Source organism: Methanomethylovorans hollandica DSM 15978 (genome assembly GCF_000328665.1).
Lineage (GTDB): Archaea > Halobacteriota > Methanosarcinia > Methanosarcinales > Methanosarcinaceae > Methanomethylovorans > Methanomethylovorans hollandica.
In genome coordinates, this window is the sequence record NC_019977.1 from 145,309 (window position 1) to 166,263 (window position 20,955).

Genomic DNA, 20,955 nt, shown 5'->3' on the forward strand with positions numbered 1-20,955 from the left:
TGCATAGAGAATCCCTTTGGTATTAAAAAGCTGCTATCATCTTTATTCAAAAATTGAGGCAGGGGACTAACATGTCTTAAATTATCCAAAGCAAAGAACTATTTACTATAAAACTATTGAAATCTCCTAATGTCAAAGCCTCTTTATCTTGGTGAAATGCTGCTGCACTGGTGCAGTAAATGTAATGTACCTGTGCTTGGGAAGGAATGTGTATGTGGCAGTCATACAAAAAAGGTGACTGTAACACCTCCTGGTGACATACGTCCGGCATTTGAATATGATCTCGAACTTATAAATTCCGTTTCCATGCTACAGTTCAATGCTCCTCTTATAGCTGATGAGAGGGTGGTGGTGCTGAACAAAGCTCCTTATGATGATCGTATGGATGAGATCATCGTTGATGGGGAGGTATTAGGAAGCATCAGATTTGAGCTTGATACTCTTAAATGGGTACTTCTCTTGCGTGTAGAAGGGGCTCGGCGTCTTTTCCAGGGTAGGTCCTTGTCTGCTATGAAGGGCTGGGTTATTCTGGAACAAGGTGCAGTAAAGTTCATACTTGGAGGAGCCAATCTGTTGGCTCCCGGAGTGCTGGATGCTGATCCAGGTATTCTGGAAAAGGATGAAGTGGTCGTTCTTGATCCCACAGGCCAGGTTGTAGCTATCGGCAGAGCTCGTATGAGTGGTGAACGAATGCAAGAGCGTCCTAAGGGTGTCGCAGTAAAGGTAAGGGTTAAAGAAGAACCATGTGATGTGGTTGTACCGCCAGGTGGACAGACATGGGATGAAGTCATTGCTGCCAACAAGCAGTTCATGGAAGATTTCATAGCCCGTTCTCATAAGTTCATCACTAATGTTGCATCAAGCATGACCAAACCTGTGACGGTTTCATATTCCGGAGGTAAAGATAGTCTTGCTGTGCTACAGCTAGTAAGTGAGTGCATCGAAAATTTTGACATAATTTTCGCTGATACTGGCATCGAATTCCCGGAAACTGTACTTAATGCTCAGGAAGTCTCGCAGTTATACGGCAAACATCTCAAGTCCATTAGCTCAGAAAATGCTTTCTGGGAATCAGTGGATACTTTTGGCCCCCCCAGTGTGGAAATGCGTTGGTGTTGTAAAGTATGCAAATTGGGACCTATCACCCAGCTCATCGAAGGTAACTATGAAGAAGGCTGTCTTACATTCATCGGGCAGCGCAAGTATGAATCAGGCACAAGGGCAAAAAGTGAAAGGGTGTGGAAGAATCCCTGGGTAGGAAATCAGGTAGGTGCTGCTCCAATACAAGACTGGACAGCTATGCATGTGTGGCTCTATATTTTCATGCATCGCCTTCCTTATAATCCTCTCTACGCAAAAGGGTTTGATAGGATAGGATGTTGGCTTTGTCCCTCATGTTCTCTTGCTGATCTGCGTAGGCTCAGAGAAACCCATCCCGAATCTGCTTCCAAGCTGGAAAATTATTTGGCAGACTATGCTCAAAGGTCTGGACTTTCTCCAGAGTGGGTAGAACATGGGATGTGGAGGTGGAATAAATTACCACCAAGGCTTCAGGAGATTGCAAAGGCTAAGGGAATTCTCACTACACCCAAAGTCCTGGCAAATAGTAAACTTGAGCTTACTGTAACATCTGGTTACCGCCCATGTAAGCAGGGAGGGATGTCTGCAGAGGGTAGTTTTGGTACAGCTATAGATCTCGGGGTGATCGAGGTTTCTGGTATCCTTGAAGCTGTAGGCAAGGTCTCTTTCATGGAAGGTGTTGTTTCTATATCTCAGGGAGAGGACAGTGCTCAGATCTTTGCTTCCGGCACAGTAACAGCTCGCAGTGATACCGAGATACAGGTCCGCCAGTTGATAAGGTCAGTAGAATTGTCTATCAGGAGGGCTCTTCGTTGCAGTGGATGTGGTGTATGTATAGGCAAGTGTCCACAGCATGTGATTAGGGTAAAGGATAACATTGCTGTGATCGGTGAGGAATGTGTACATTGTGGGAAATGTATTGAAGTTTGTCCGGTAGTGAAATTTGGATAATTTTCAATAATTTCATTTTTCTACTTTTTCAACCAGAACATTTATACATGATATGCACTAATCTTTGACGGTGATTTTTTGGTAAAAAGGGCACTGCTAAGCGTTTCTGACAAGGCTGGAATTGTAGAGTTTGCGCGGGGGCTTGCAGCCCTTGGCGTGGAATTGCTATCTACTGGCGGAACTGCACGAATCCTGCGGGATTCGGGAATTGAAGTAAAGGATGTTTCAGAGGTAACAGGTTTTCCTGAGATGATGGATGGCAGGGTTAAGACATTACATCCCAATATACATGGTGCCATATTGTGCAACAGGCATGATCCGGACCATATGGACCAGGCATATAATGCAGGTATCGAGCTTATTGATCTAGTGGCTGTAAATCTCTATCCGTTTGAGATCACAGTGACAAAGGAAGGTGTTTTGTTAGAAGAGGCCATAGAGAATATTGATATCGGTGGTCCCACTATTCTGCGATCAGCAGCTAAAAATTTCCATTTTGTTACTGTTCTATGTGATCCGGCGGATTATGGACATGTGCTTAAAGAGATCAGATCGACCGGTGTAGTTTCAGAGAATACGCGCAAGCAACTTGCTGTAAAAGCTTTCAGACACACGGCATATTATGATGCGACTATTGACACATATCTTAGTAAGGAACTAGCTTCAGAAGAGGTTCTGCATCTGGACTTTACAGAAGGTGTCGAGCTGCGTTATGGTGAGAACTGGCATCAAAAAGCTAAGTTCTTCAAAGAACCTGGAGTGAAAGGTCCATCTCTTGCAAATGCACGACAATTACATGGGAAAGATCTATCGTATAATAATTACGTAGATGCTGATAACGCATTACTGACCATAAAAGACCTTCATGCCGAAAAACCGGCAGTGGTTATTGTGAAGCACAATAATCCATGCGGATTAGCCATTGGCGATACTCTTCTGGAGGCTCTGAGTGCGGCATGGGATGGAGATCCCATCTCTGCATATGGAAGTATCGTTTGCAGTAACAAAGTATTTGATCTGCAGTCAGCAGAGTTCTTGGAAGGCAAATTTATCGAAATTATTCTGGCCCCAGGTTTTGACCATGACGCACTGGAGTATCTTAAGAAAAAGAGCTCTAATCTTCGGTTGGTTGAACTACCTCAGCTAAACGATGTCTTTGACTTCGATCATACGTATAAATTTGTAGTTGGTGGCTTGTTAAAACAGTCCAGAGACGTGGGTCTCTATGAGAAATGGGACTGTGTAACGGAAAAAGAGTTTCCAGAGTCTATGCGCCCTCTATCTGAATTCTGCATCAGCGCCTGTAAGAGCACCAAATCCAATTCCATTACCATTGCATATGAGTACAAGAAAAGTTGTTATATGATACTTGCTATGGGTGCAGGTCAGCCAAACAGGGTAGATTCTATCAGAAAACTTGCTGGCACTAAGGCCAGGGAAAATCTGAAAGTAATGCATGAACGTGACAGTCCTAAAGAGGATTTTAATGAATATTGCACAAAAATTCTTTCAAAGTGTGTGATGGCATCTGATGCTTTCTTCCCCTTCGATGACAGTATCGTTCATGCTGCTGAGCATGGTATAATGTATGTAGTTTCTCCCGGTGGTTCCATCAGGGATAATGAAGTTATAAATACTGCAAACAATCTTGGAGTTTCTCTCGTATTCACCGGCATGCGCCACTTCCTGCATTGAGGCACTCCTTCTCTTTTTTTACAAAAATTCAATAGCATCCTCATTTATATTTGGATGATATATTTATAACTAATATTGATTATTCAATATATAGGTAGTATACAATCATTAAATTATGTGCCCATCTTAAATTTAACCAATTAATCAATTGCGAATGATCACTATGAAATCCAAAGGCCTGCTGAGTTTGCTCACTTTTTCGGAAAAAAGAAAAGATCTACTTCTATTTCTCCTGGAGCAACCTTCAACACTTACTAATATACGTAATAAGTTCAATGTATCTTCTCCAGAGATCGCTCCACGGATAAGAGAGATGGAATCTGCCAACCTTATGTACAAAGATCCTTCTACCAAGATGTATACCCTTACTACTACAGGAATGATCGTCGCAAAATCATTCAAACCTTTTCTTGATATGGTGGGTCTCCTCGAAAAGAATGAAGATTTTTGGAATGATCATGACCTATCCGGAATACCAGAACATTTGCTTGACAGATTAGTGGACCTTAAAGATTGTAATTTTTATGTGGACAAACTTGAGAACATATATGACTCTCATAAGGTATTCACAGAAAATATAGGGCACTCCAGTCTGATCAAAGGCGTTTCCCCTGTATATTTCTCTTCTTATCCCGATTATTTTATGCAACTTGCAATAAAAAATGTCCCTACATCACTAATTCTTACTAGATCTGTTTATGATAAAGTCGAAAATGAGCACGCAGATAAAATGAAGGCATATTGTGCTGCTAAATCCACTGAACTTTATCTTCTTGAGAATGCAAAGGTTGCTTTTGTCGTTACAGATATTTTCTTTTCCATGTCTCTGTTCTTTAAATCCGGTAATTACGATCCCCGCACAGACCTCGTCTGTTTTGATAGGTCTGGTATACAATGGGGAAATGATCTGTTTGAATACTACTTGTCACAAGCAAAAAAGTTATAAAATTCGTGTTCATCCCATACTTCCAATTACTGCTCTTAGAGATATTATGGACCCAGACTCGCCATCAACAAGGAAAAGTCTTTCTATTTTCCCTCTTGTAGTTTCATTTTCCCGGTCATGAGTAAGCCGAATTATATATACTAACCCTATAAAAAAGCTATACAACACTATTAAAGGCTCAAATGCAATCAATTTCATTATTATTGCGGTTGCTATAAGTGAATGAGATATCATGTGCAATGCTAATAGCAATTCACGTGTATTTTTTTTTCCCAAGCTTACAGGAAGTGTTTTAATACCTGCCATCAGATCTCCTTTGACATCCTTAAAGTCGTATATCGTCGAATTAATAAATAGTTTAGATGCATAGTAGAAAAATACTATCAACACAGGCAGGTAATTCTCAATACCATTTCCAGCTATACCTGTAATGAAAGTTCCCCATGTCAATCCAACAACGAGGTTCTTGATGCCCAGGCCACCTTTTAGTTTAAGGTTCAGTTTTCCCAAATTAATTCCTTTACTATATAGATATCCAGTTATAAGGGGAATCAAAGCTATAACTATTAAACCACTGTTACTCAGAATGTAAAAACCCAATAGGAATGCAACCAGGGAAAATAACAGTGCTATTTTTTTATTTGCTCCATTTAGTTCAGATCTGTTTATACTATCTTCGGTTGATTCAAGTGCACGGTCCAGAGTATATACTGCATATACAATAAGTCCCCCTGCTACGCAATTCGATATGCTGGTCTGTGCCAAAAGCAGTAATGATGCTATGTATACACGTAAAGCTCCTGAGATGGATACCAACAAAGAGCTTTTCAGCATGTTTATTGTTGGTAATATATTCCCGTAGTGTTCCTTCTCTATGCTCAGATTTTTCTTTCTGGTATAATTGCCATAGAAATTATTACTTGTGTTCATGTACAAGTAAATTCTAATGCTTTGGAATTATTAGTAACCCATTCTACTTTTATATCAATGAGTTAGTTTGTAAATTCAAGCAACATCCAGACGAATGTGTAAAGGTTATTGTACCTCAATAAAATTGTATTAAATATAAACGAATCTTCTCTATTGTAGCAGATGTTTGTACTTTTACCAGCATACTTTGTTTGCACATTTCGATATCAGCCAACCAAGTCTTACATTTCAATCTATTAATTACCAACTATATTTATAGAAGATTAAGTTCGCCTTTTTTCATTAAGTCCCTCTTTCCATATCTTAGAGGCAGAGTATTTAATATAGATTAGTGATGTTTATTTTCATATGTCACTATCCAAAAAAACTTTACTACTTATGATCCTTGATGGGTGGGGCTATAATCCCGATCCTCAAGGCAATGCTGTTCTGGCTGCCAGGACTCCAGTTCTTGATTCCCTTCTGGAAAAATATCCATTTACTTTTCTGGAGGCCTCAGGGGAAAGTGTTGGTCTTCCTTCAGGACAGATGGGCAATTCTGAGGTGGGGCACCTCAATATAGGTGCGGGAAGAATTGTGTACCAGGATCTGACTCGGATCAATCGGGCAATAGAATGTGGTGATATTTACAATAACCGGGCACTTCTCGCGGCGGTAAAGAATGTTAAGGAGAAAAACTCAAATCTGCACTTTATGGGTCTTTTCTCATATGGTGGAGTCCACAGCCACATAAATCACTTGAAAGGTTTAATAGGGTTTGCTGCAGATATGGGACTCTCAAAGGTCTATGTTCATACTTTTCTTGATGGCAGGGATGTCCCTCCCAGACAAGCCATTTACGATATGGAAGAGTTTCAGCAAATATATTCTCTAAAAGGCAATGCTGTAATTGCTACTGTCTCAGGGAGATATTATGCAATGGACAGGGACAAACGCTGGGATAGGACAAAGCTGGCTTACGATGCATTGGTCCTGGGTAAAGGTTTGAAGTCCAAAGACCCTGTTTCTGCTGTAAGGGAGGCATATGAAAGGGGTGAAAATGATGAATTTGTCAAACCTACGGTGATCACTGGTAAAGATGGGCAGCCACTTGCCACGATCAATGACAATGATTCTGTGATATTTTTCAATTTCAGGCCGGATAGGGCACGTCAACTTACATACTCATTTGTAAATGAATGTTTTAACGATTTTGAAAGAACTATTCATCCACATGTCCATTATGTATGCATGACTGAATATGATGAGAAACTGTCTGTCCCTCTCGTCTTCCCACCAGAATATATTGAGAACACACTTGGGCAGGTTCTGAGCTGTCATGGTCTAAAGCAGTTAAGGATAGCTGAAACCGAAAAATATGCACATGTTACTTTTTTCCTGAATGGAGGCATTGAGCAGCGAAACCCTGGGGAGGACAGGTTATTGGTTCCATCTCCACAAGTGGCTACTTACGACCTTAAACCAGAAATGAGTGCTTATGAGGTCACGGATGCTCTTGTGGAACAGATCCTGTCAGGCTCATACGATGTCATCATAGTTAATTATGCTAATATGGATATGGTAGGCCATACAGGTTTCTTCGATGCTGCGGTAGAGGCGGTCCAAATAGTTGATACATGCGTGGGAAAAGTTGTGAATGCTGTCATGGCATCGGGTGGATCTGTTATCATTACTGCTGACCATGGCAATGCTGAGAAGATGATGGATATGGTTTCAGATTCTCCTCATACGGCTCACACATCTAATTTGGTACCTTGTATCTATGTTTGCGATGAACCAGGCCTGCAGCTTAGAAAAGGAAAATTATCGGATATTGCGCCCACAATGCTTGAAATACTGGGCATCCCTAAGCCATTGGAAATGACTGGCAGATCACTTTTAAACAAGTGATTCTAGAACCATTGGTCCAGGGTTCTCTGCCCGGGTCCGCTAATCTTTTCCAGTCTTTCACAGGCTTTAATGACCCTTTCTTTTGAAAAGTCATGCCCCTGGCAAAGGAATTCAACAATTGCGTCAGTGTCGGGTTTTTTCCATTTGAGAGTATAGTTGTCTGTTACAGAAGGATTTAAAAAAAGATCTTTTATCTCCTGCAGGTCCTCTATATTCTGTCCAACTGCCTGCAACACTTTTTCAATGCTCCTATGCTCTTTTATAAGTTTCAATGCTTTTTTTGGTCCGATCTTTTCAAGTCCGCGGTTGTAATCTGTCCCTACACATAATGCAATCTCTATAAGTTGTGACTGGTCGATCTCCAGTTCTGCCAGATTTTCCCCGAGTTCCATTATTTCAGGTTTCACATCCACAAAAATATTTTTCTTTGGCAATTTACGTTTACCAGTTATTGTAAGGTTCCTCACAACAAAAGAAGCTCCGAAAAGCAATGAATCATAGTCCTGCGAGGCCACATAGTTTGCATCTCCTCTTTTCACCATGTGGGCAGCCTGGCTCTCTCCTTCAGAGGGGGCATCAACCCAGGGAATGCCCATGGCCACAAGAAGCTTTCTGGAATCTTCAACAATTTCATGGGTGACCCTGGAGGAAGCCTGTGCATACATATATGCTTCTTCTGCTAATCCTTTAGACTTTGCTTCTTCCCATTTTATTGTTGCTTTCTCTCTGTCAGCCGTCCGCTTCTCTATAGTCCGGGCTTTAAGATGCGATGGTTTCCCATCAAAAACAAATACTGGTTTAATTCCTTCTTCCATAAGGCTGGTCATCCGATAAAGAATGCCCGACAGATGAGAGGTAATATTCCCTCTGGAATCCTTAAGAGGGGTCCCATCTCTCTGTCTTATTATACTAAGAAACTGATAAAGAGTATTATATGCGTCTACAGCCACTACTTTATGGGACAATTCGGATATTTCAACTTGCTGTTTCTTTAGAAGCTCTCCAATATCTGTTCCCATAAAAACAGAATAGTTGTCACATATTCTTAGTTGTTTCGTTAGTATCCAGTTGTACATCTATGACCGAATCATCAGATGCATCGATCTTCCCTATTTTTAGTATATTTCCTACTCTTTCGACAAAGTCTGCTTTTGTGATCTGGACTTGATGTCCGTCTACATCAGAGCTTCTGTTCTTGTGTACGATAAGCAACTTCTGTCCGCTGATTTCATTGCCAATCTTTGATATGACATTTTTAATGACTTGCTCGAAATCAGAGTAGATCATTATTTCTGAGTATTTTCCAGCTTTTTTTATAATACCAATCGGTTCGAGATGAATGCGCATATACGCACCTCTTTTTAAAATGAGACTTTTAAACTAGTCATCATAAGTAAGCACCTGTTTATATTATTTTCGCATCACCTGGGAAATAAATAATCCTCGATAGTAACAATCTTCCATCATTTCTTATCTGTACCTTTTGCTATCTAGGGCTTCCAAAGTTTCATTTACTCTGCTGATCACTTCGTTCATTTTTCGGTCCATGTTGCTTTCTATGCTCTGAACATTGGTCTTGAGAGACCTTTCCTTTATATCTATCGTAGTCTCTAGTTTGCGCAGGCGTATGTCTACTGACAGGATCATAGCCGCCAGAGCCCCCACCATAACTATTGCTGCGAGTATTATAAGGGAATTTGCAGGATCATAACTGAATCTTCCGAGCCATTCATACGTAAGTACGAACGATGACACAACCATTACTATGGAAAAAACAATATCTCTTATTTCCATCATCTACCCTCATGAAATAGAATTTTGATTCCTTTATTTAATTCTTCTTTAAGGAATAGTAAATCAATAGATTGACTTTGTAGAAAAGCCTTTTCAATCTTATTCAGACGATACTTTCTTGTTTTTTCTTTGAGATGTTCATTTCTGCTTGCATATACTTCTTCATTTCGTTTTCAAGTTCAATGAAAAAGCACACACATAAGCATACACATGCGTACGCATATAGGCATGTGTATTCATATTCTTATTTATATATGCATATATATATAAATCCCTTATTTAACATAGTGGTAACTATAAGTTCCATGGAATGTTATTTAAGTAAACATTTTATATTCCTTAATTGTTAGGGGGTACTTACTTGAGTATAAAGGATCTCATAAATGTCTGGGTTGTAAAGACAGGGTATTCCGGAAAGCAGGCGCGTGAATGTCTTAAAAAAAATATTATTTCATTTGATCTAGAATTGCATATACTTGATGAATTCGAAGAGGACCTGAACTCTTCATCTAATCCGTTCATTATGCAAGATCGTTACAGGATGCTTGATCAAAAATATGAAGATTTTACCAATAATCTGGTCTTAGAACTGGAAGATAATCAGGACGACTTAAATTATTTTTCCGGCTCTCCTCTGAGGAAAGAAAAGATATCCAGGCTAAAGGAAATGCTTGAGTGCATGAACCGGGAGTTATTAGGTTTTCATGAAGTTATGGACAAGTTCGATGAATTTGAACAAGTAGAGTATCTAAAAAGAGCTATTCACGACAAGCTATGTTCTGTTGCACAGTCTAAACTTGAAACATGGGCTCTTGATATGGCACGGTTCTCAATAAGTATCCTTATAGGTGATATTGTGGTAATGCCTCTTTCTGAAAAAGGTCTTTTTGCAATTGGAAGGGTCATTGGAAGATATAGTCACAACAGTACAGAAATATATACCCGGCATTTTCATAATGTGGACTGGTTGAATATGGAAGTCCCATTCTCTGAGTTGAAGGAAGACCTTAACAATCCTTCAGCTGTTTTTCTTCTTACAGGGGAGTCCAGGGAAAAAATACTTGGCATGCTTGTTTCCAAGAGAGTTTCTTCAGATGGATCAATATGATGCGAACCCTAAAAACTGGAACAGACTGCATTTGGAGAATATTACGAGCAGGTTATTTACCATAAGAAGTAAACCCAGAAGACTGACCGTACTTCTGGAAGCTAGCCATATATGGTTCTTCCATGCAGATCCAGTGTCCATTATAGCTCTATAAAACCAATAAATAATTCCGATGAACAAGAACTTCATCATGAGTATTGACCAGATACCAAATTCACTCATCAGGATCACAAGGAACGGATTTTTCTCAAATCCATAATTAAGTGCATGATAAGTGGTTATAAAATCTCCCAATACATAGAATAGGACTACATACTTTATGTCTCGTAGGAACTGTACAGAAGGATCAAATCCTGCCACAAAAACGTTTTTCAGTAACACTATCTTATATCATCATGAACCAGTATATATCCAAAATGGATGCAGATATTTGCCGTATGGACATGCTCTGTAGGATGCTGGTTTTTGCTTTGAACATTATATGACAGGATCATTGAAAAGACAAGACAATTGTTTTGTACTATTAATAACAATGCTTATTAAATGGTGGAGAGGATGGAGAATATGGATATATCAGATTTGCTGAGTAAGCATAAAGCAGATGGTTTCATGATCATGGGTAATGCTGAAAATGCTGATTTCTACTACACTACAAATTTCTTTGTTTCAGATAAGTACACCTATATCCAGACATCAGGCTCCAAAGAGATACTGGTGGTCTCAGAAATGGAAAGGGGCCGTGCTGAAATTGAGTCAAGGATCACGGATATTCGTACATTGCAGGATTATAACTACAGAGAGAAAGTAAAGGAAAGGGGCGACTCATACCAGGCATATGTCGATTGCATAGCGGAGATCTTGCAAAAAGAAGGTATTCGAAAAATAGGAGTTCCCAGGGATTTCCCCTATCATACAGCTCAGGCGTTGAAAGAGGAGGGCTTTACTATTGTTGATATGGAAAGTCCTTTCAGAAAATTGAGGTCCATCAAAAGAGAAGATGAAATCAGACATATAAGGTATGCCCAGAAAGCTTGTGAAAAAGCCATGGCTGCAGCTATTGATATTGTTCATAAGTCTGAGATAGTCGATGGTAAACTTCTTTTCCGGGGTTTTGAACTCACCGCAGACGATGTTCGCAGGGAGATTGACCTTGCATTACTGGATTCTGGTTGTGAAGCAGTAGGAACAATTGTTGCTGGCGGTAAAAAAGCTGCCAATCCTCATTGGGAAGGAGAAGGCCCACTTAAGCCAAATGAGTCTATTGTTATTGATATATTTCCTCGCAGCAAAAAACACCGTTATTTTGCCGATATGAGCCGCACAGTCCTGAAAGGTGAAGCATCTGTAGAGCTTCAGAAAATGTATGATGCGGTTCTGGCAGCTCAGAAGGAAGCCATAGAAATGGTAAAGCCTGGCATACTCTGCAGTGATATACATGACCGTATATGTGATGTACTTGAATCCCAAGGGTTTAAAACAATACGTAGCGGTTCTAAAGTAGGTTTCATCCACTCTACCGGCCATGGGGTAGGTCTTGAGATACATGAGGCTCCATTTATAGGAACTCAGGAAATTCCTCTTGAGAAGGGTAATGTCATTACCATTGAACCTGGCCTTTATTATCCAGATCAGGGTGGTATTCGCATAGAGGATATGTTGTTAGTAACAGAGGATGGTTATGAAAACCTCACGTCACTTGAAAAAAGATTTGTAGTATAAATTTCTAGTATAAGTTTTTATTAAATCATCAGTCAGTAGGTGCTTTATGACAGGTAAAATGCAGGAGGATGTTCTGGAAAAATATCTCAAGGCAGGCGAGATACTATCCAGGGTAAGGAGTGAAGCAAAGGATAAGATCAAAGTTGGTGCAAGTCTGCTTGAAGTAGCGGAGTTTGTGGAAAATAGGACCCTCGAGCTCGGGGCCGATGGTTCAGCATTCCCATGTAATATCTCACGGAATGATGAAGCTGCTCATGCCACACCAATGGCAGATGATGAGGGTGTTTTTGGAGAGGATGTGGTAAAGCTGGATATCGGGGTGCACGTAGATGGCTACATTGCCGACTCTGCTATTACGGTTGACCTCACAGGTAAGCATGGTGATTTGGTCAAAGCCTCAGAAGCCGCCCTTTATGCTGCCATAGATACCGTAAGAAGTGGAGTGGATACTGCACATATTGGTGCAGTGATCGAAGATACTATTCTGGATCTTGGGTTTAAGCCAATAGTCAATCTTACAGGTCATGGGGTTGCAAGGTATATTGCTCACACGCATCCCAGCATACCCAATCGTCATATTGATCATGGTTCTATACTCCAGGCTGGAGACGTGATCGCTATTGAACCCTTTGCTACAGATGGTGCGGGAAAAATCGTAGATGGTTCATGGTCAGAGATATTTAGTGTCATAGGCAACAAACCTATGCGTCTGCCAGCTGCCCGCAAGCTTTTGAAAGAGATCGAGCCGTACCAGATGTTGCCATTTGCCAAGAGATGGCTCAAGACAGAAAAGCTTGACTTTGCTCTTATGCAGCTTGCCAAATCAGGTGTGATCACTTCTTATCCGGTGCTCAAGGAAGTTGCAGGCGGTCTTGTGTCCCAGGCAGAACATACGCTGATAATTACAGAGGATGGTTGTCAGGTGACCACTCTTTAATGGAGGATAGGTTGAGGTTTCAGCTTTTAGTATTTACACTGTTTATTTTATTCATGGTGTTCCCAGTAAATGCAGCTTTTACATGGGAGAACAATATTACCGTAGGGTATGAAGGCATTCAATGGGCATATACAGAAACATATACTGAAGCCAATTCTCTTATCTACAAAGATTACATTGACGTTTCGATGGGTAATGGGGATGGCTTCATCAGTGCATGGGAGGTACTTAAAAGCGATGTGAAGACCAGATCTACTTTGCAAAATTCTATCATTGAGCAGATGGATGTGAGCGTGAATGGTTCTTCTGAACACGTTGTGCTTACAGATGTGGATTCTTTGTTATCGCCTGAATTATTAGGTCCAGTCATACAGTTGGAGGTAATTAAGAACACGTACACTACAAATTACCTCCTTTATGATCCATTTTTATCATCAGGCGACAGCAGTATAAGTTTCATTGGTGAAGCAAGTACTCCTGTGGTCATCAATATGCCAGAAGGAGTATCTATCAATTTCACAGAAGGGGTCGAAAACGTATCTTTCAGTAACTATATAGGATATATAACAATAATTGGTAATTTTGGCCCAGATGGGAAGGCAACCGTTCATTTCCATCTGCAGTCCTTTGAAGATATATCCGCTTCATTCCCGGAAGCTACTGAAATGAATGTTTCAGGGGAAATGTTGGTATTCGAGGATGATGGAAAATCTCAAGATTCCTTTCTTGCAGGAAGGATATTTCCAGGTTTAGGGATATGTAATCTGAAGACTGCTTGAAGATAAAAGGATCGGTCAATTTGAGTGCTTTAATATTGTGAGGTCAATAGAAGATGGTGTTCATCGAACAGATTAAACTGAAAGGTGGTATTGCTCTTGGCCTGAAATTTGAAATGCAGCATGCATCCCTGATCGTAGTCAAAGCTGAGAGAGGGTTCGTAATGTGTGGTTATCTGGATATTTCCACAGCTGAAAAGCTTGGGGATGTGGCTGTAAGGGTTTCAGGTGTTAACACCTTTGAAGATGTTCTCACTGCTGAAGTAAAGTCGATAACTCCGCAAGCTAAAGAACTTGGCATTACCTTAGGAATGCGGGCTAAAGATGCTCTTGAGTTAATGTTCTGAATATATGGACTATCTTTTATATTCTTTGTTATACTATAAAGGTTTAAATCTGCGTAATATTAAATATTCTTAATTATTATTTGAATACAACAATTTCAATCCAATGAGAGGTTCTCACTTTGAGTTCGGAAAAAAGCTTCTTAAAGACTTATGCTCCAATCTTTGTCATGGCTGGCATCATATTAGCTGTCCAGTTTCTGTCCCTGTTGCTGGCACAACCTATGAATGCTGAAGGTATGCAGGCTTTTGAGGATCCGGACTCTACGGCCAATAGCCTGTACTACATAGTGGTCATCCTTGTGTTCACTTTCCTATTGCTCATAGCATTGAAGAGGAACATGCAGTGGATCATTCAGCTTGTGATACTATTGGCTGTTGCTTCTACTATATATTATGTGTTCCTAGCTCTATTATCGCTGTTGGCAGATTCAGGCACGGTAATAAATACTGTTTCTCTGTCCATGGCAATAGTTCTTACTGTTCTGCTCTACAAGTTTCCGGAGTGGTATGTAATAAACACCATTGGCTTGATCATAGGAGCAGGCGCAAGTGCCATATTCGGTATTTCCCTTTCTATAATTCCAGTACTTGTTTTGCTTTCACTCCTCGCTATCTATGATGCGATCTCCGTCTACAAGACAAAGCACATGATAGATCTTGCTGAAGGTGTCATGGATTTACGGTTGCCCATCCTTTTCGTTATTCCAAAGAAACTGGACTATTCTTTCATCAAAGATGATTTCAAGAAAGAGGAAGGTGAAGAGAATGAAGCGTTTTTTATGGGTCTGGGAGATGCTGTAATGCCTACTATTTTAGTAGTATCTGCGAATATCTTCCTTTCTGAGTATTCACCTTTGCAATATATGGGCATTTCATATCCCTCCATAGGTGCCATGATCGGCACACTAGTGGGATATGCTGCTCTGATGGTATTCGTAATGAAAGGAAAACCTCAGGCTGGGCTTCCTTTCCTTAACACAGGTGTTATCCTGGGGTATGCAGCAGGGGTGTTAATAGCAGGGGTACCATTCTATTGATCTTCTAAAAAAAACGTTATTTCTGTTCTTGCAGTTCAGAATTAAAAGTACAGAACATGCAAGAAGGATCCTTTCCTTCAACAGTAGATGCAAATTCAGTATCAATTGCACGGGTACCCTCTGCAAGTATGGAGGCATTGGCTACAGTACTGCTGATCAGGATCGTATCGAATATCTCTTCCTTACTAACTCCAAGTCTTTTGGCTGCCCTTATATGTGTTTTAAGGCAGTGGCCACATTTGAGGGCAGAAGCCACAGCGATACTGATAAGCTCCACGGTCTTTGGGTCCATGCGTTTGAATTCACGCATGATGCTGTTAGTATATATCATTCGGGAGATAAAAAGCTCAGGCATATCTTTAATGAAGTTTACTATATAGGGTACCTCGCCATATTGTTTCTTAATGTCTGCAAGCATCTTCTCAACAATTTCTTCAGGCTCTTCATCAAGAAGCTCTTTGATCTTTTCAATTTCCACGTTGCACCCCGCCACGTCTTAGATCTCTATACCTACTTCGGATTTCCTTTTAACCTTCACAAGTATGTAGTTTTTCATTTTTGAGGGAGTAATAGTTGCAACATCTCTAAGGCGAATATTGTCCTGCAGTTCCAGATCTTCAATCTTCTGATGAAAATCAGCATAAGGAAGTTTAATGCGCAGTCCATCCAATTGAAGTGTGAGAGGTGCAGGTGTGTATACATTCTCTATCTCTTGTATCTGTTCCTGTACTTCTTTCATTACCCTTGCTGGCAAAACAGCAAGCGGATCCCTGGCAATATCCTCTCTAATCTTTTCAACGATATTACCCACTTTCTCGCTCATTACATCCAGACCTCCCAGCTCCTCGCTGTGTCTTAGCCTGTGGGCGACTCTGCCTATGTTCCCAATGTACATATCAGCCCCAGGTACTTCGTCTGTCTTAAGGTCTGGTCCTCCTGTTGCAACAATGGGTATCTTTATACCTTCAAAGAGTTTTGGTTTCTTATTAATGATACAATCCTTGAATGTCCCAAATGAGAACAGGGCAATATCATGTTCGTTTATAAGTCTCCTTTCATAATCTGCAGAAAGTGCAACCCTTCTTCCCATTCCTCTGGCAAGTCCTATCATTGTGGTATTTGCTCCACCGCGCCGCAGAAACTCGGCTATATCGCAGGCAGAATGCGGCAGATGATGAGATGCCAGGGTAGGTGAGACCACAGCAATTTCAGTCCCTGTAAGGGGAGCTTTTGAAATCTTCCCCAGAAGATCTTTGGCTAGCTGCTCAATAAGATGTACGTCCTCTCTGGGTACGAGCATAATAAGAGTAACCTCTGTGGCAGCCGGTGTTTTCTGGATAAGGTATCCTCCCAGATCTTCCAAAAGTTCCAAAAGGAGCGTATGCCTGTGTATACCTCCTTCATATATGTAAGGTTCAAGCACTGCCGCCAAGATTTAACCCTCCCTTTATCTGTTCAAGCATTTGATGTCCCTGTTGCACCCACTCCGGTTTCATGGCATCCTCAGATGCTACAAAAATAAATTCATTATCTCTAAGGGAATGATAACGTACCCTGAACCCTTCGGGGGTTGTCCTTATGGCCATTTCCACAAGCCTGGAAAGCAGCGTGCGCTTTGGATCAAATATGATCATCTCTTTTATGGCCTCTATTTCAGTGTCCATATTTTCTACAGTTACATTAATGGTCTTCCTGTCTTGCTGAATAACCTTTCCCCGGCTATATTTTGCCCAGAGCTTTTCCAATAGTTCGGGTAAGTGCTTCTCATCCCGAAGAACCACCTGTATCTCATTCCTGGTGACTGCTCCCACGTTAACATCTGCAAAGTCCGATGTTTTTACCAGCGGGGGGCTGCCCCTCAGGATGACGGCCATCTGGAACAGTGACTCCTCTGGTGTTATAATCACGTATATCCTGCCGATGGAGTTGGCAAGAGCAAGCTCTGATATGACATCTGAGGTAATAGACCTGTAAGCTTCGGCCTCTTCAGGTATTTTAGTTTCCACCTTGAAGATCTCCAGAGGCTCCATAATTCTTATTCCTCCACAAATCCCGATGCAAGCAATGCACTTCCCACAGCGCCTATAAGGTGCGAGTTTGGTGGTACAAGCACTTCTATTTTAAGCAGAGTGCTCAATGCTTTTGGAACTCCCTCTATCAGTGAAGAGCCACCCACAAGGATCAGCGGCTCTTTTACATCCACTTCCTGCAATTGCTGCTCAAATATCTGTTCCACCACACTGTGACATGCCGCAGCAGCCACATCCTCAGGTCTTGCTCCCTTAGCAAGTGAATTCACAAGTGACTGGATACCAAAGACAATGCAGTAACTGTTCATATCGACTTTTTCCTGCATACCTTTTACAGCCAATGCACCCAGTTCAGTGATATCAACACCCAGCCTCTTTGCCGTCATATCCAGAAAACGCCCGGATGCACCTGCACATATCCCGCCCATTGTGAACATGCCTGGAATACCATCTTCCACGGATATGGCCTTGTTGTCCATTCCTCCTATGTCTATAACGGTTGCAGAGCCTTTTTGTTTGTTTGCCAGATACACTGCACCCTTGGAGTTGACAGTGATCTCTTCCTGTACCAATTGTGCTTTAAAATGTTCTCCTACCAGGAACCGGCCATATCCGGTAGTTCCAAGGGCCTGTATCTCTTCGGCTTTTACTCCAGCTTCCTCAAGCGCATGATTAAAAGCTTCTGTTGCACTATCAATGACCTTTATAGTGGGTACCCAACCCTGGCCAATGATCTTGTCATCTTTCATTACCACAGCTTTTGTAGTGGTTGAACCAGAGTCTATGCCTGCAGTAAGACCAGTCTGATGCTCACGGGCAAGCAGATGTTTCCTTCTTGCGATGGTGGTAAGAGCCTCCATTCTTGTCATAAGAGTAGCGGCTGTTGTCCTTTCCGTGAAAGAATAACTAATAACAGGAATACTTGAATGCTTATTTATGTATCTTCTCACTTCGTTCCTTACAATAGCAGCTTCAGCACACCTAAAACATGATGTGATGAATACTCCATCCACATCTGTAATGCCTTCTACCACTGCCTGGGCTCTTGCCATCATCAGACGCAGGTCAGGACTCGCAGCCTCTATTCCAAAATCCCTTCCGATCGTATCAAGAGAAGCTATATCTATTTCAGGAAAGATTAGCTTTGCGTTAACACTGCCAGTTACTTTTTCCAGTTCTCCCTGGACGCCAGCATATTCCGAACCGCATGACACCAGTGCCACTTTTACTTGCTTCTCCTTGTTCATGATCTCTCCTCCATTGGCAGTGATTTCAAAAATTCGGCTATCTCATAGACAAATTCCTTACCTTCCTCTTCACTTCTGGGATAATCTACTTCAAGGATAGGTATCTCTTTTTTGCGTATCAGGTATTTAGTAAGTTCATTCGTCCTGGCGCATCCCATACATCCAAAGGCCATGGACGCTTCATTCACTATGACAGCAGCTTCTGCCTCATCTATCATCGGGCCCACTATAGCCATTCTCCCCCTTACACCTGCTGGCACTTCCACGGCTGCATACTTCAGACCCTTTTTGGGCTCTTCAGCTGTTATATTAAGGGGTGGAGAGTCTACGCCTACAGTGTTTACTTTCTCTTTGATCTTTTCCATCATTGCAAGGGGTTTATGACCAAATCGCTCTACAAGATCAGAAAGTATCAGGCTGTTGGTAGGATAAATGATCACTTTTGCCATTATATTGCCTCATAAATTAGATTCAATGATACTCTTCAGCTTCTTTGTGTCAATTTTTTCTGCACGGTGTATCTCCGTGGGTGGAACATGTTGTTCATAAGCATCAAGTGCTTTTCCAATCATGGGCAGCATCTGCACTTCTTCTCTCAGATAATGGAAGCCTGGTCTGGGTCCACCTCCCCTCACGGCCCGGCATCTCCTCTCATCGCCCGGATGAAATCCACGTTCTTTAACAAAGATATGATTCCTGTCCATACCTCTCAGTTCAGCTATAACCCGATCTACAGCAATCCTGGGCCCAGTAACCATCGTCCCAAAGCAGGTTTCTTTAATCGTTATAGCGTTTTCTGATTCATACACTTTCATTGCTGCGTCTATGGGCAGAACGCTGTCAGAACTTATGACAACTATTTTGGTGATAATATCTTCCTCATTATTCATGAGTCCCCCTCCCTGTTACGTTCAATAACATAGATCTTATCCCCTTCCCTGAAGTGCTGAAGCTTTTCTATATCAAGGATACGCCCTATGATATTTGTACTTATGAATTTCTCTCCGGTGGGTCCGAACAGATCATCGTCCTTTGTTTTAACTCCTACCATTCCCATACGTTTAGCTGCCTGGTTAGTGACACCTATCTCACCTGCAACGACTTTTTTCTGGGGTGTGTTCTCAGGTAGGATCTCTTTATACCTCTCTGCAGGTTTTTCGGCCTTGAAGATATAGGTATTCTCATACATCATTATTAAAGGCAATATTCCTATGGGTCTGAACTGCAAGCCAATAGCATGTCTGAAAAAGTCAAGGGTTATGGGTGCAACATCGTCGTATAACTCTATACTAACTATTTTTGAGCTGTCAACACCTGTAGCCTTTACAGTTCCTTCCTTCAGTATCTCAATGGTGGTGTCTGGCTCCTGGGCTACGATCAATGCCTCATCTGTGGTGTCCCCTTCCCTTACAAGTTTCACACCAAATGAAGCCATTTCCTCCTCAGCATCAAGGAAGCTCTTACCATGTAACATTATCTGTGGTGGTGTAGTGTGTACCAGAAGGCGATGTCCAACTTCTGCCATCTTTACCAGTTCCATACCCTGGTCCACGTGTCCGATAACCGAATGCAGAATACTGGCAGTTCTGTCTTCAGTTGAGATAAATGCTTTTCCTGCTCCATACCCCACTGTGCGCAAAAATACGCTGCCTCTTGAGCGAGATTCATAGTTTTCATATGCTGGCAGCTCTCCAAGCAGCATGTGATCTGCAATGAAAGAACTAGAAGCCATATCCACCTTGAAACTACCAGTTCTTATCAGTGCAAAAAAATGTTCAGCCCCAAGGGGTGATTCTGGCGACATTACCACATCCAGATATGTGAACACTTTTTCTCCCTCTTCCAGGAGAGTCTCGAGGTCAGTAGTAAGCAGATGTTCACCTGTGTGTTTCCATGATAGTACCGGCTTCACTTCGATTATACTATCTTTCTTTTCCAAATTTTCCAGCACACTTTTTCCGCTGACTACTCTTCCAAAAGCTCCTTCCTGCGGAGCCCCATATTCAGCCGAATGCCTATCCTTGGTTATTATCATATGGGTATTGTGCGGATCTCCTCCTCCCGCTGCAAACAATACTTCATATTCTCTATATGTTCCAGTTTCTCTTTCAGGGATCATGTCACTTACAAAAGGGCCAAAAGCCACAGCATCCCTGCTGGACCATCGCAAAGGTATATCCTTATACTCATTAAATTGCTCTATCCACTGCTTCCGGGAAGGGGAATGGTTTTCAAAGAGTTCTATCATGAACTCTCCGGAAGTGGTGATTATCCGATATTCCGCAACATTTTCTTCTTGTTCGATATCAGACTTTTTAAGTATTCCTACAGAAGTCCCTTTTTTATAAGGGGCGTCAGATGCCTTGATGGCATCCCCTAGAGTAGCCTTTTCAGGCAACCTTATTTTAATTCCGTTGATCTCTACGGTTATTCCATCATCCACATCTAACACCTCTTAATTCTTGGCC

General features: G+C 41.5%; 22 protein-coding genes. 10 read left to right on the plus strand and 12 right to left on the minus strand.

Translation table 11 applies throughout. The features are described 5' to 3' along the window. Positions 1-129 precede the first annotated feature (129 nt). The 3 genes from METHO_RS00710 (at position 130) to METHO_RS00720 (ending at position 4,672) form a co-directional block, all read left to right on the plus strand. The gene (locus METHO_RS00710; protein ID WP_015323598.1) at positions 130-2,031 is read left to right on the plus strand and encodes a phosphoadenosine phosphosulfate reductase domain-containing protein; all 1,902 of its coding nucleotides are present in this window, start codon (positions 130-132) and stop codon (positions 2,029-2,031) included. A 78-nt stretch (positions 2,032-2,109) separates the two neighbouring features. Further along, positions 2,110-3,726, plus strand: a complete 1,617-nt coding sequence (gene purH, locus METHO_RS00715; RefSeq protein ID WP_015323599.1) for a bifunctional phosphoribosylaminoimidazolecarboxamide formyltransferase/IMP cyclohydrolase — start codon at positions 2,110-2,112, stop codon at positions 3,724-3,726. Between the two features lie 154 nt (positions 3,727-3,880). Beyond that, positions 3,881-4,672, plus strand: a complete 792-nt coding sequence (locus tag METHO_RS00720; protein WP_245546303.1) for a helix-turn-helix transcriptional regulator — start codon at positions 3,881-3,883, stop codon at positions 4,670-4,672. A gap of 9 nt (positions 4,673-4,681) precedes the next feature. On the opposite strand, the gene METHO_RS00725 is transcribed toward METHO_RS00720, so the two are convergent. Then, positions 4,682-5,602, minus strand: coding sequence for a UbiA family prenyltransferase (locus METHO_RS00725; RefSeq protein WP_015323601.1), 921 nt, complete (start codon positions 5,600-5,602; stop codon positions 4,682-4,684). A 348-nt stretch (positions 5,603-5,950) separates the two neighbouring features. On the opposite strand from METHO_RS00725, the gene gpmI reads away from it, so the two are divergent. Continuing rightward, positions 5,951-7,492 (plus strand): 2,3-bisphosphoglycerate-independent phosphoglycerate mutase, encoded by a 1,542-nt coding sequence (gene gpmI, locus METHO_RS00730; protein WP_015323602.1) that lies wholly within the window; start codon positions 5,951-5,953, stop codon positions 7,490-7,492. Between the two features lie 2 nt (positions 7,493-7,494). Here gpmI and fen read toward each other — a convergent pair whose 3' ends face one another. From fen to METHO_RS00745, 3 genes are all read right to left on the minus strand, one after another. After that, the gene (fen, locus tag METHO_RS00735; RefSeq protein WP_015323603.1) at positions 7,495-8,511 is read right to left on the minus strand and encodes a flap endonuclease-1; all 1,017 of its coding nucleotides are present in this window, start codon (positions 8,509-8,511) and stop codon (positions 7,495-7,497) included. A gap of 16 nt (positions 8,512-8,527) precedes the next feature. Beyond that, a complete protein-coding gene (locus tag METHO_RS00740; RefSeq protein ID WP_015323604.1) occupies positions 8,528-8,839 on the minus strand; it encodes a hypothetical protein in 312 nt (103 codons plus the stop codon). 123 nt (positions 8,840-8,962) lie between these two features. After that, positions 8,963-9,289 (minus strand): hypothetical protein, encoded by a 327-nt coding sequence (locus METHO_RS00745; RefSeq protein WP_245546304.1) that lies wholly within the window; start codon positions 9,287-9,289, stop codon positions 8,963-8,965. A gap of 358 nt (positions 9,290-9,647) precedes the next feature. Here METHO_RS00745 and METHO_RS00750 point away from each other — a divergent pair, with 358 nt between their 5' ends. After that, positions 9,648-10,394, plus strand: coding sequence for a hypothetical protein (locus METHO_RS00750; RefSeq protein WP_015323606.1), 747 nt, complete (start codon positions 9,648-9,650; stop codon positions 10,392-10,394). On the opposite strand, the gene METHO_RS00755 is transcribed toward METHO_RS00750, so the two are convergent. Then, positions 10,386-10,754, minus strand: a complete 369-nt coding sequence (locus tag METHO_RS00755; RefSeq protein ID WP_156810986.1) for a DUF5658 family protein — start codon at positions 10,752-10,754, stop codon at positions 10,386-10,388. The two genes, METHO_RS00750 and METHO_RS00755, sit on opposite strands and share 9 nt — an antisense overlap. A 204-nt stretch (positions 10,755-10,958) precedes the next feature. Between METHO_RS00755 and METHO_RS00760 the strand changes: the two genes are divergently transcribed. From METHO_RS00760 to METHO_RS00780, 5 genes are all read left to right on the plus strand, one after another. Beyond that, positions 10,959-12,113 (plus strand): M24 family metallopeptidase, encoded by a 1,155-nt coding sequence (locus tag METHO_RS00760; protein ID WP_015323608.1) that lies wholly within the window; start codon positions 10,959-10,961, stop codon positions 12,111-12,113. 46 nt (positions 12,114-12,159) lie between these two features. After that, positions 12,160-13,050 (plus strand): type II methionyl aminopeptidase, encoded by an 891-nt coding sequence (map, locus tag METHO_RS00765; RefSeq protein ID WP_015323609.1) that lies wholly within the window; start codon positions 12,160-12,162, stop codon positions 13,048-13,050. 53 nt (positions 13,051-13,103) lie between these two features. Further along, positions 13,104-13,829, plus strand: coding sequence for a hypothetical protein (locus METHO_RS00770; protein WP_156810987.1), 726 nt, complete (start codon positions 13,104-13,106; stop codon positions 13,827-13,829). A 53-nt stretch (positions 13,830-13,882) separates the two neighbouring features. After that, complete coding sequence (locus METHO_RS00775; RefSeq protein ID WP_015323611.1) at positions 13,883-14,173, plus strand: YunC family protein; 291 nt, start codon at positions 13,883-13,885, stop codon at positions 14,171-14,173. Between the two features lie 119 nt (positions 14,174-14,292). Continuing rightward, positions 14,293-15,210 (plus strand): presenilin family intramembrane aspartyl protease PSH, encoded by a 918-nt coding sequence (locus METHO_RS00780; RefSeq protein ID WP_015323612.1) that lies wholly within the window; start codon positions 14,293-14,295, stop codon positions 15,208-15,210. 16 nt (positions 15,211-15,226) lie between these two features. Here METHO_RS00780 and METHO_RS00785 read toward each other — a convergent pair whose 3' ends face one another. Genes METHO_RS00785 through mmp3 form a run of 7 tightly spaced genes read right to left on the minus strand, consistent with a single transcriptional unit; the run spans position 15,227 to position 20,930 of the window. Further along, positions 15,227-15,688 (minus strand): carboxymuconolactone decarboxylase family protein, encoded by a 462-nt coding sequence (locus METHO_RS00785; RefSeq protein ID WP_015323613.1) that lies wholly within the window; start codon positions 15,686-15,688, stop codon positions 15,227-15,229. A gap of 18 nt (positions 15,689-15,706) precedes the next feature. Continuing rightward, entirely contained in the window at positions 15,707-16,642 is a 936-nt protein-coding gene (locus METHO_RS00790; protein WP_015323614.1) for a methanogenesis marker 7 protein, read from the minus strand. Continuing rightward, on the minus strand, positions 16,626-17,240 hold the full coding sequence (locus METHO_RS00795; protein ID WP_015323615.1) for a methanogenesis marker 17 protein: 615 nt from the start codon (positions 17,238-17,240) through the stop codon (positions 16,626-16,628). Before METHO_RS00795 ends, METHO_RS00790 begins: the two co-directional genes overlap by 17 nt. 5 nt (positions 17,241-17,245) lie before the next feature. Further along, on the minus strand, positions 17,246-18,487 hold the full coding sequence (locus METHO_RS00800) for a methanogenesis marker 15 protein (RefSeq protein ID WP_015323616.1): 1,242 nt from the start codon (positions 18,485-18,487) through the stop codon (positions 17,246-17,248). Continuing rightward, on the minus strand, positions 18,484-18,936 hold the full coding sequence (locus tag METHO_RS00805) for a methanogenesis marker 5 protein (protein ID WP_015323617.1): 453 nt from the start codon (positions 18,934-18,936) through the stop codon (positions 18,484-18,486). Before METHO_RS00805 ends, METHO_RS00800 begins: the two co-directional genes overlap by 4 nt. A gap of 9 nt (positions 18,937-18,945) precedes the next feature. Continuing rightward, positions 18,946-19,377 (minus strand): methanogenesis marker 6 protein, encoded by a 432-nt coding sequence (locus METHO_RS00810; protein ID WP_015323618.1) that lies wholly within the window; start codon positions 19,375-19,377, stop codon positions 18,946-18,948. Next, on the minus strand, positions 19,374-20,930 hold the full coding sequence (gene mmp3, locus METHO_RS00815; protein ID WP_015323619.1) for a methyl-coenzyme M reductase-associated protein Mmp3: 1,557 nt from the start codon (positions 20,928-20,930) through the stop codon (positions 19,374-19,376). Before mmp3 ends, METHO_RS00810 begins: the two co-directional genes overlap by 4 nt. Positions 20,931-20,955 lie beyond the last annotated feature (25 nt).

Excerpts from the sequence above, each read along its gene's own strand:
- METHO_RS00725 (WP_015323601.1), bottom strand. The coding sequence starts at position 5,602 with ATGAACACAAGTAATAATTTCTATGGCAATTATACCAGAAAGAAAAAT.
- METHO_RS00795 (WP_015323615.1), bottom strand. The coding sequence starts at position 17,240 with ATGGAGCCTCTGGAGATCTTCAAGGTGGAAACTAAAATACCTGAAGAG.
- METHO_RS00775 (WP_015323611.1), top strand. The coding sequence starts at position 13,883 with ATGGTGTTCATCGAACAGATTAAACTGAAAGGTGGTATTGCTCTTGGC.
- fen (WP_015323603.1), bottom strand. The coding sequence starts at position 8,511 with ATGGGAACAGATATTGGAGAGCTTCTAAAGAAACAGCAAGTTGAAATA.
- METHO_RS00800 (WP_015323616.1), bottom strand. The coding sequence starts at position 18,487 with ATGAACAAGGAGAAGCAAGTAAAAGTGGCACTGGTGTCATGCGGTTCG.
- METHO_RS00810 (WP_015323618.1), bottom strand. The coding sequence starts at position 19,377 with ATGAATAATGAGGAAGATATTATCACCAAAATAGTTGTCATAAGTTCT.
- METHO_RS00720 (WP_245546303.1), top strand. The coding sequence starts at position 3,881 with ATGATCACTATGAAATCCAAAGGCCTGCTGAGTTTGCTCACTTTTTCG.
- gpmI (WP_015323602.1), top strand. The coding sequence starts at position 5,951 with ATGTCACTATCCAAAAAAACTTTACTACTTATGATCCTTGATGGGTGG.
- METHO_RS00710 (WP_015323598.1), top strand. The coding sequence starts at position 130 with ATGTCAAAGCCTCTTTATCTTGGTGAAATGCTGCTGCACTGGTGCAGT.
- METHO_RS00760 (WP_015323608.1), top strand. The coding sequence starts at position 10,959 with ATGGATATATCAGATTTGCTGAGTAAGCATAAAGCAGATGGTTTCATG.
- METHO_RS00740 (WP_015323604.1), bottom strand. The coding sequence starts at position 8,839 with ATGCGCATTCATCTCGAACCGATTGGTATTATAAAAAAAGCTGGAAAA.
- map (WP_015323609.1), top strand. The coding sequence starts at position 12,160 with ATGACAGGTAAAATGCAGGAGGATGTTCTGGAAAAATATCTCAAGGCA.
- METHO_RS00770 (WP_156810987.1), top strand. The coding sequence starts at position 13,104 with ATGGTGTTCCCAGTAAATGCAGCTTTTACATGGGAGAACAATATTACC.
- METHO_RS00805 (WP_015323617.1), bottom strand. The coding sequence starts at position 18,936 with ATGGCAAAAGTGATCATTTATCCTACCAACAGCCTGATACTTTCTGAT.
- METHO_RS00745 (WP_245546304.1), bottom strand. The coding sequence starts at position 9,289 with ATGATGGAAATAAGAGATATTGTTTTTTCCATAGTAATGGTTGTGTCA.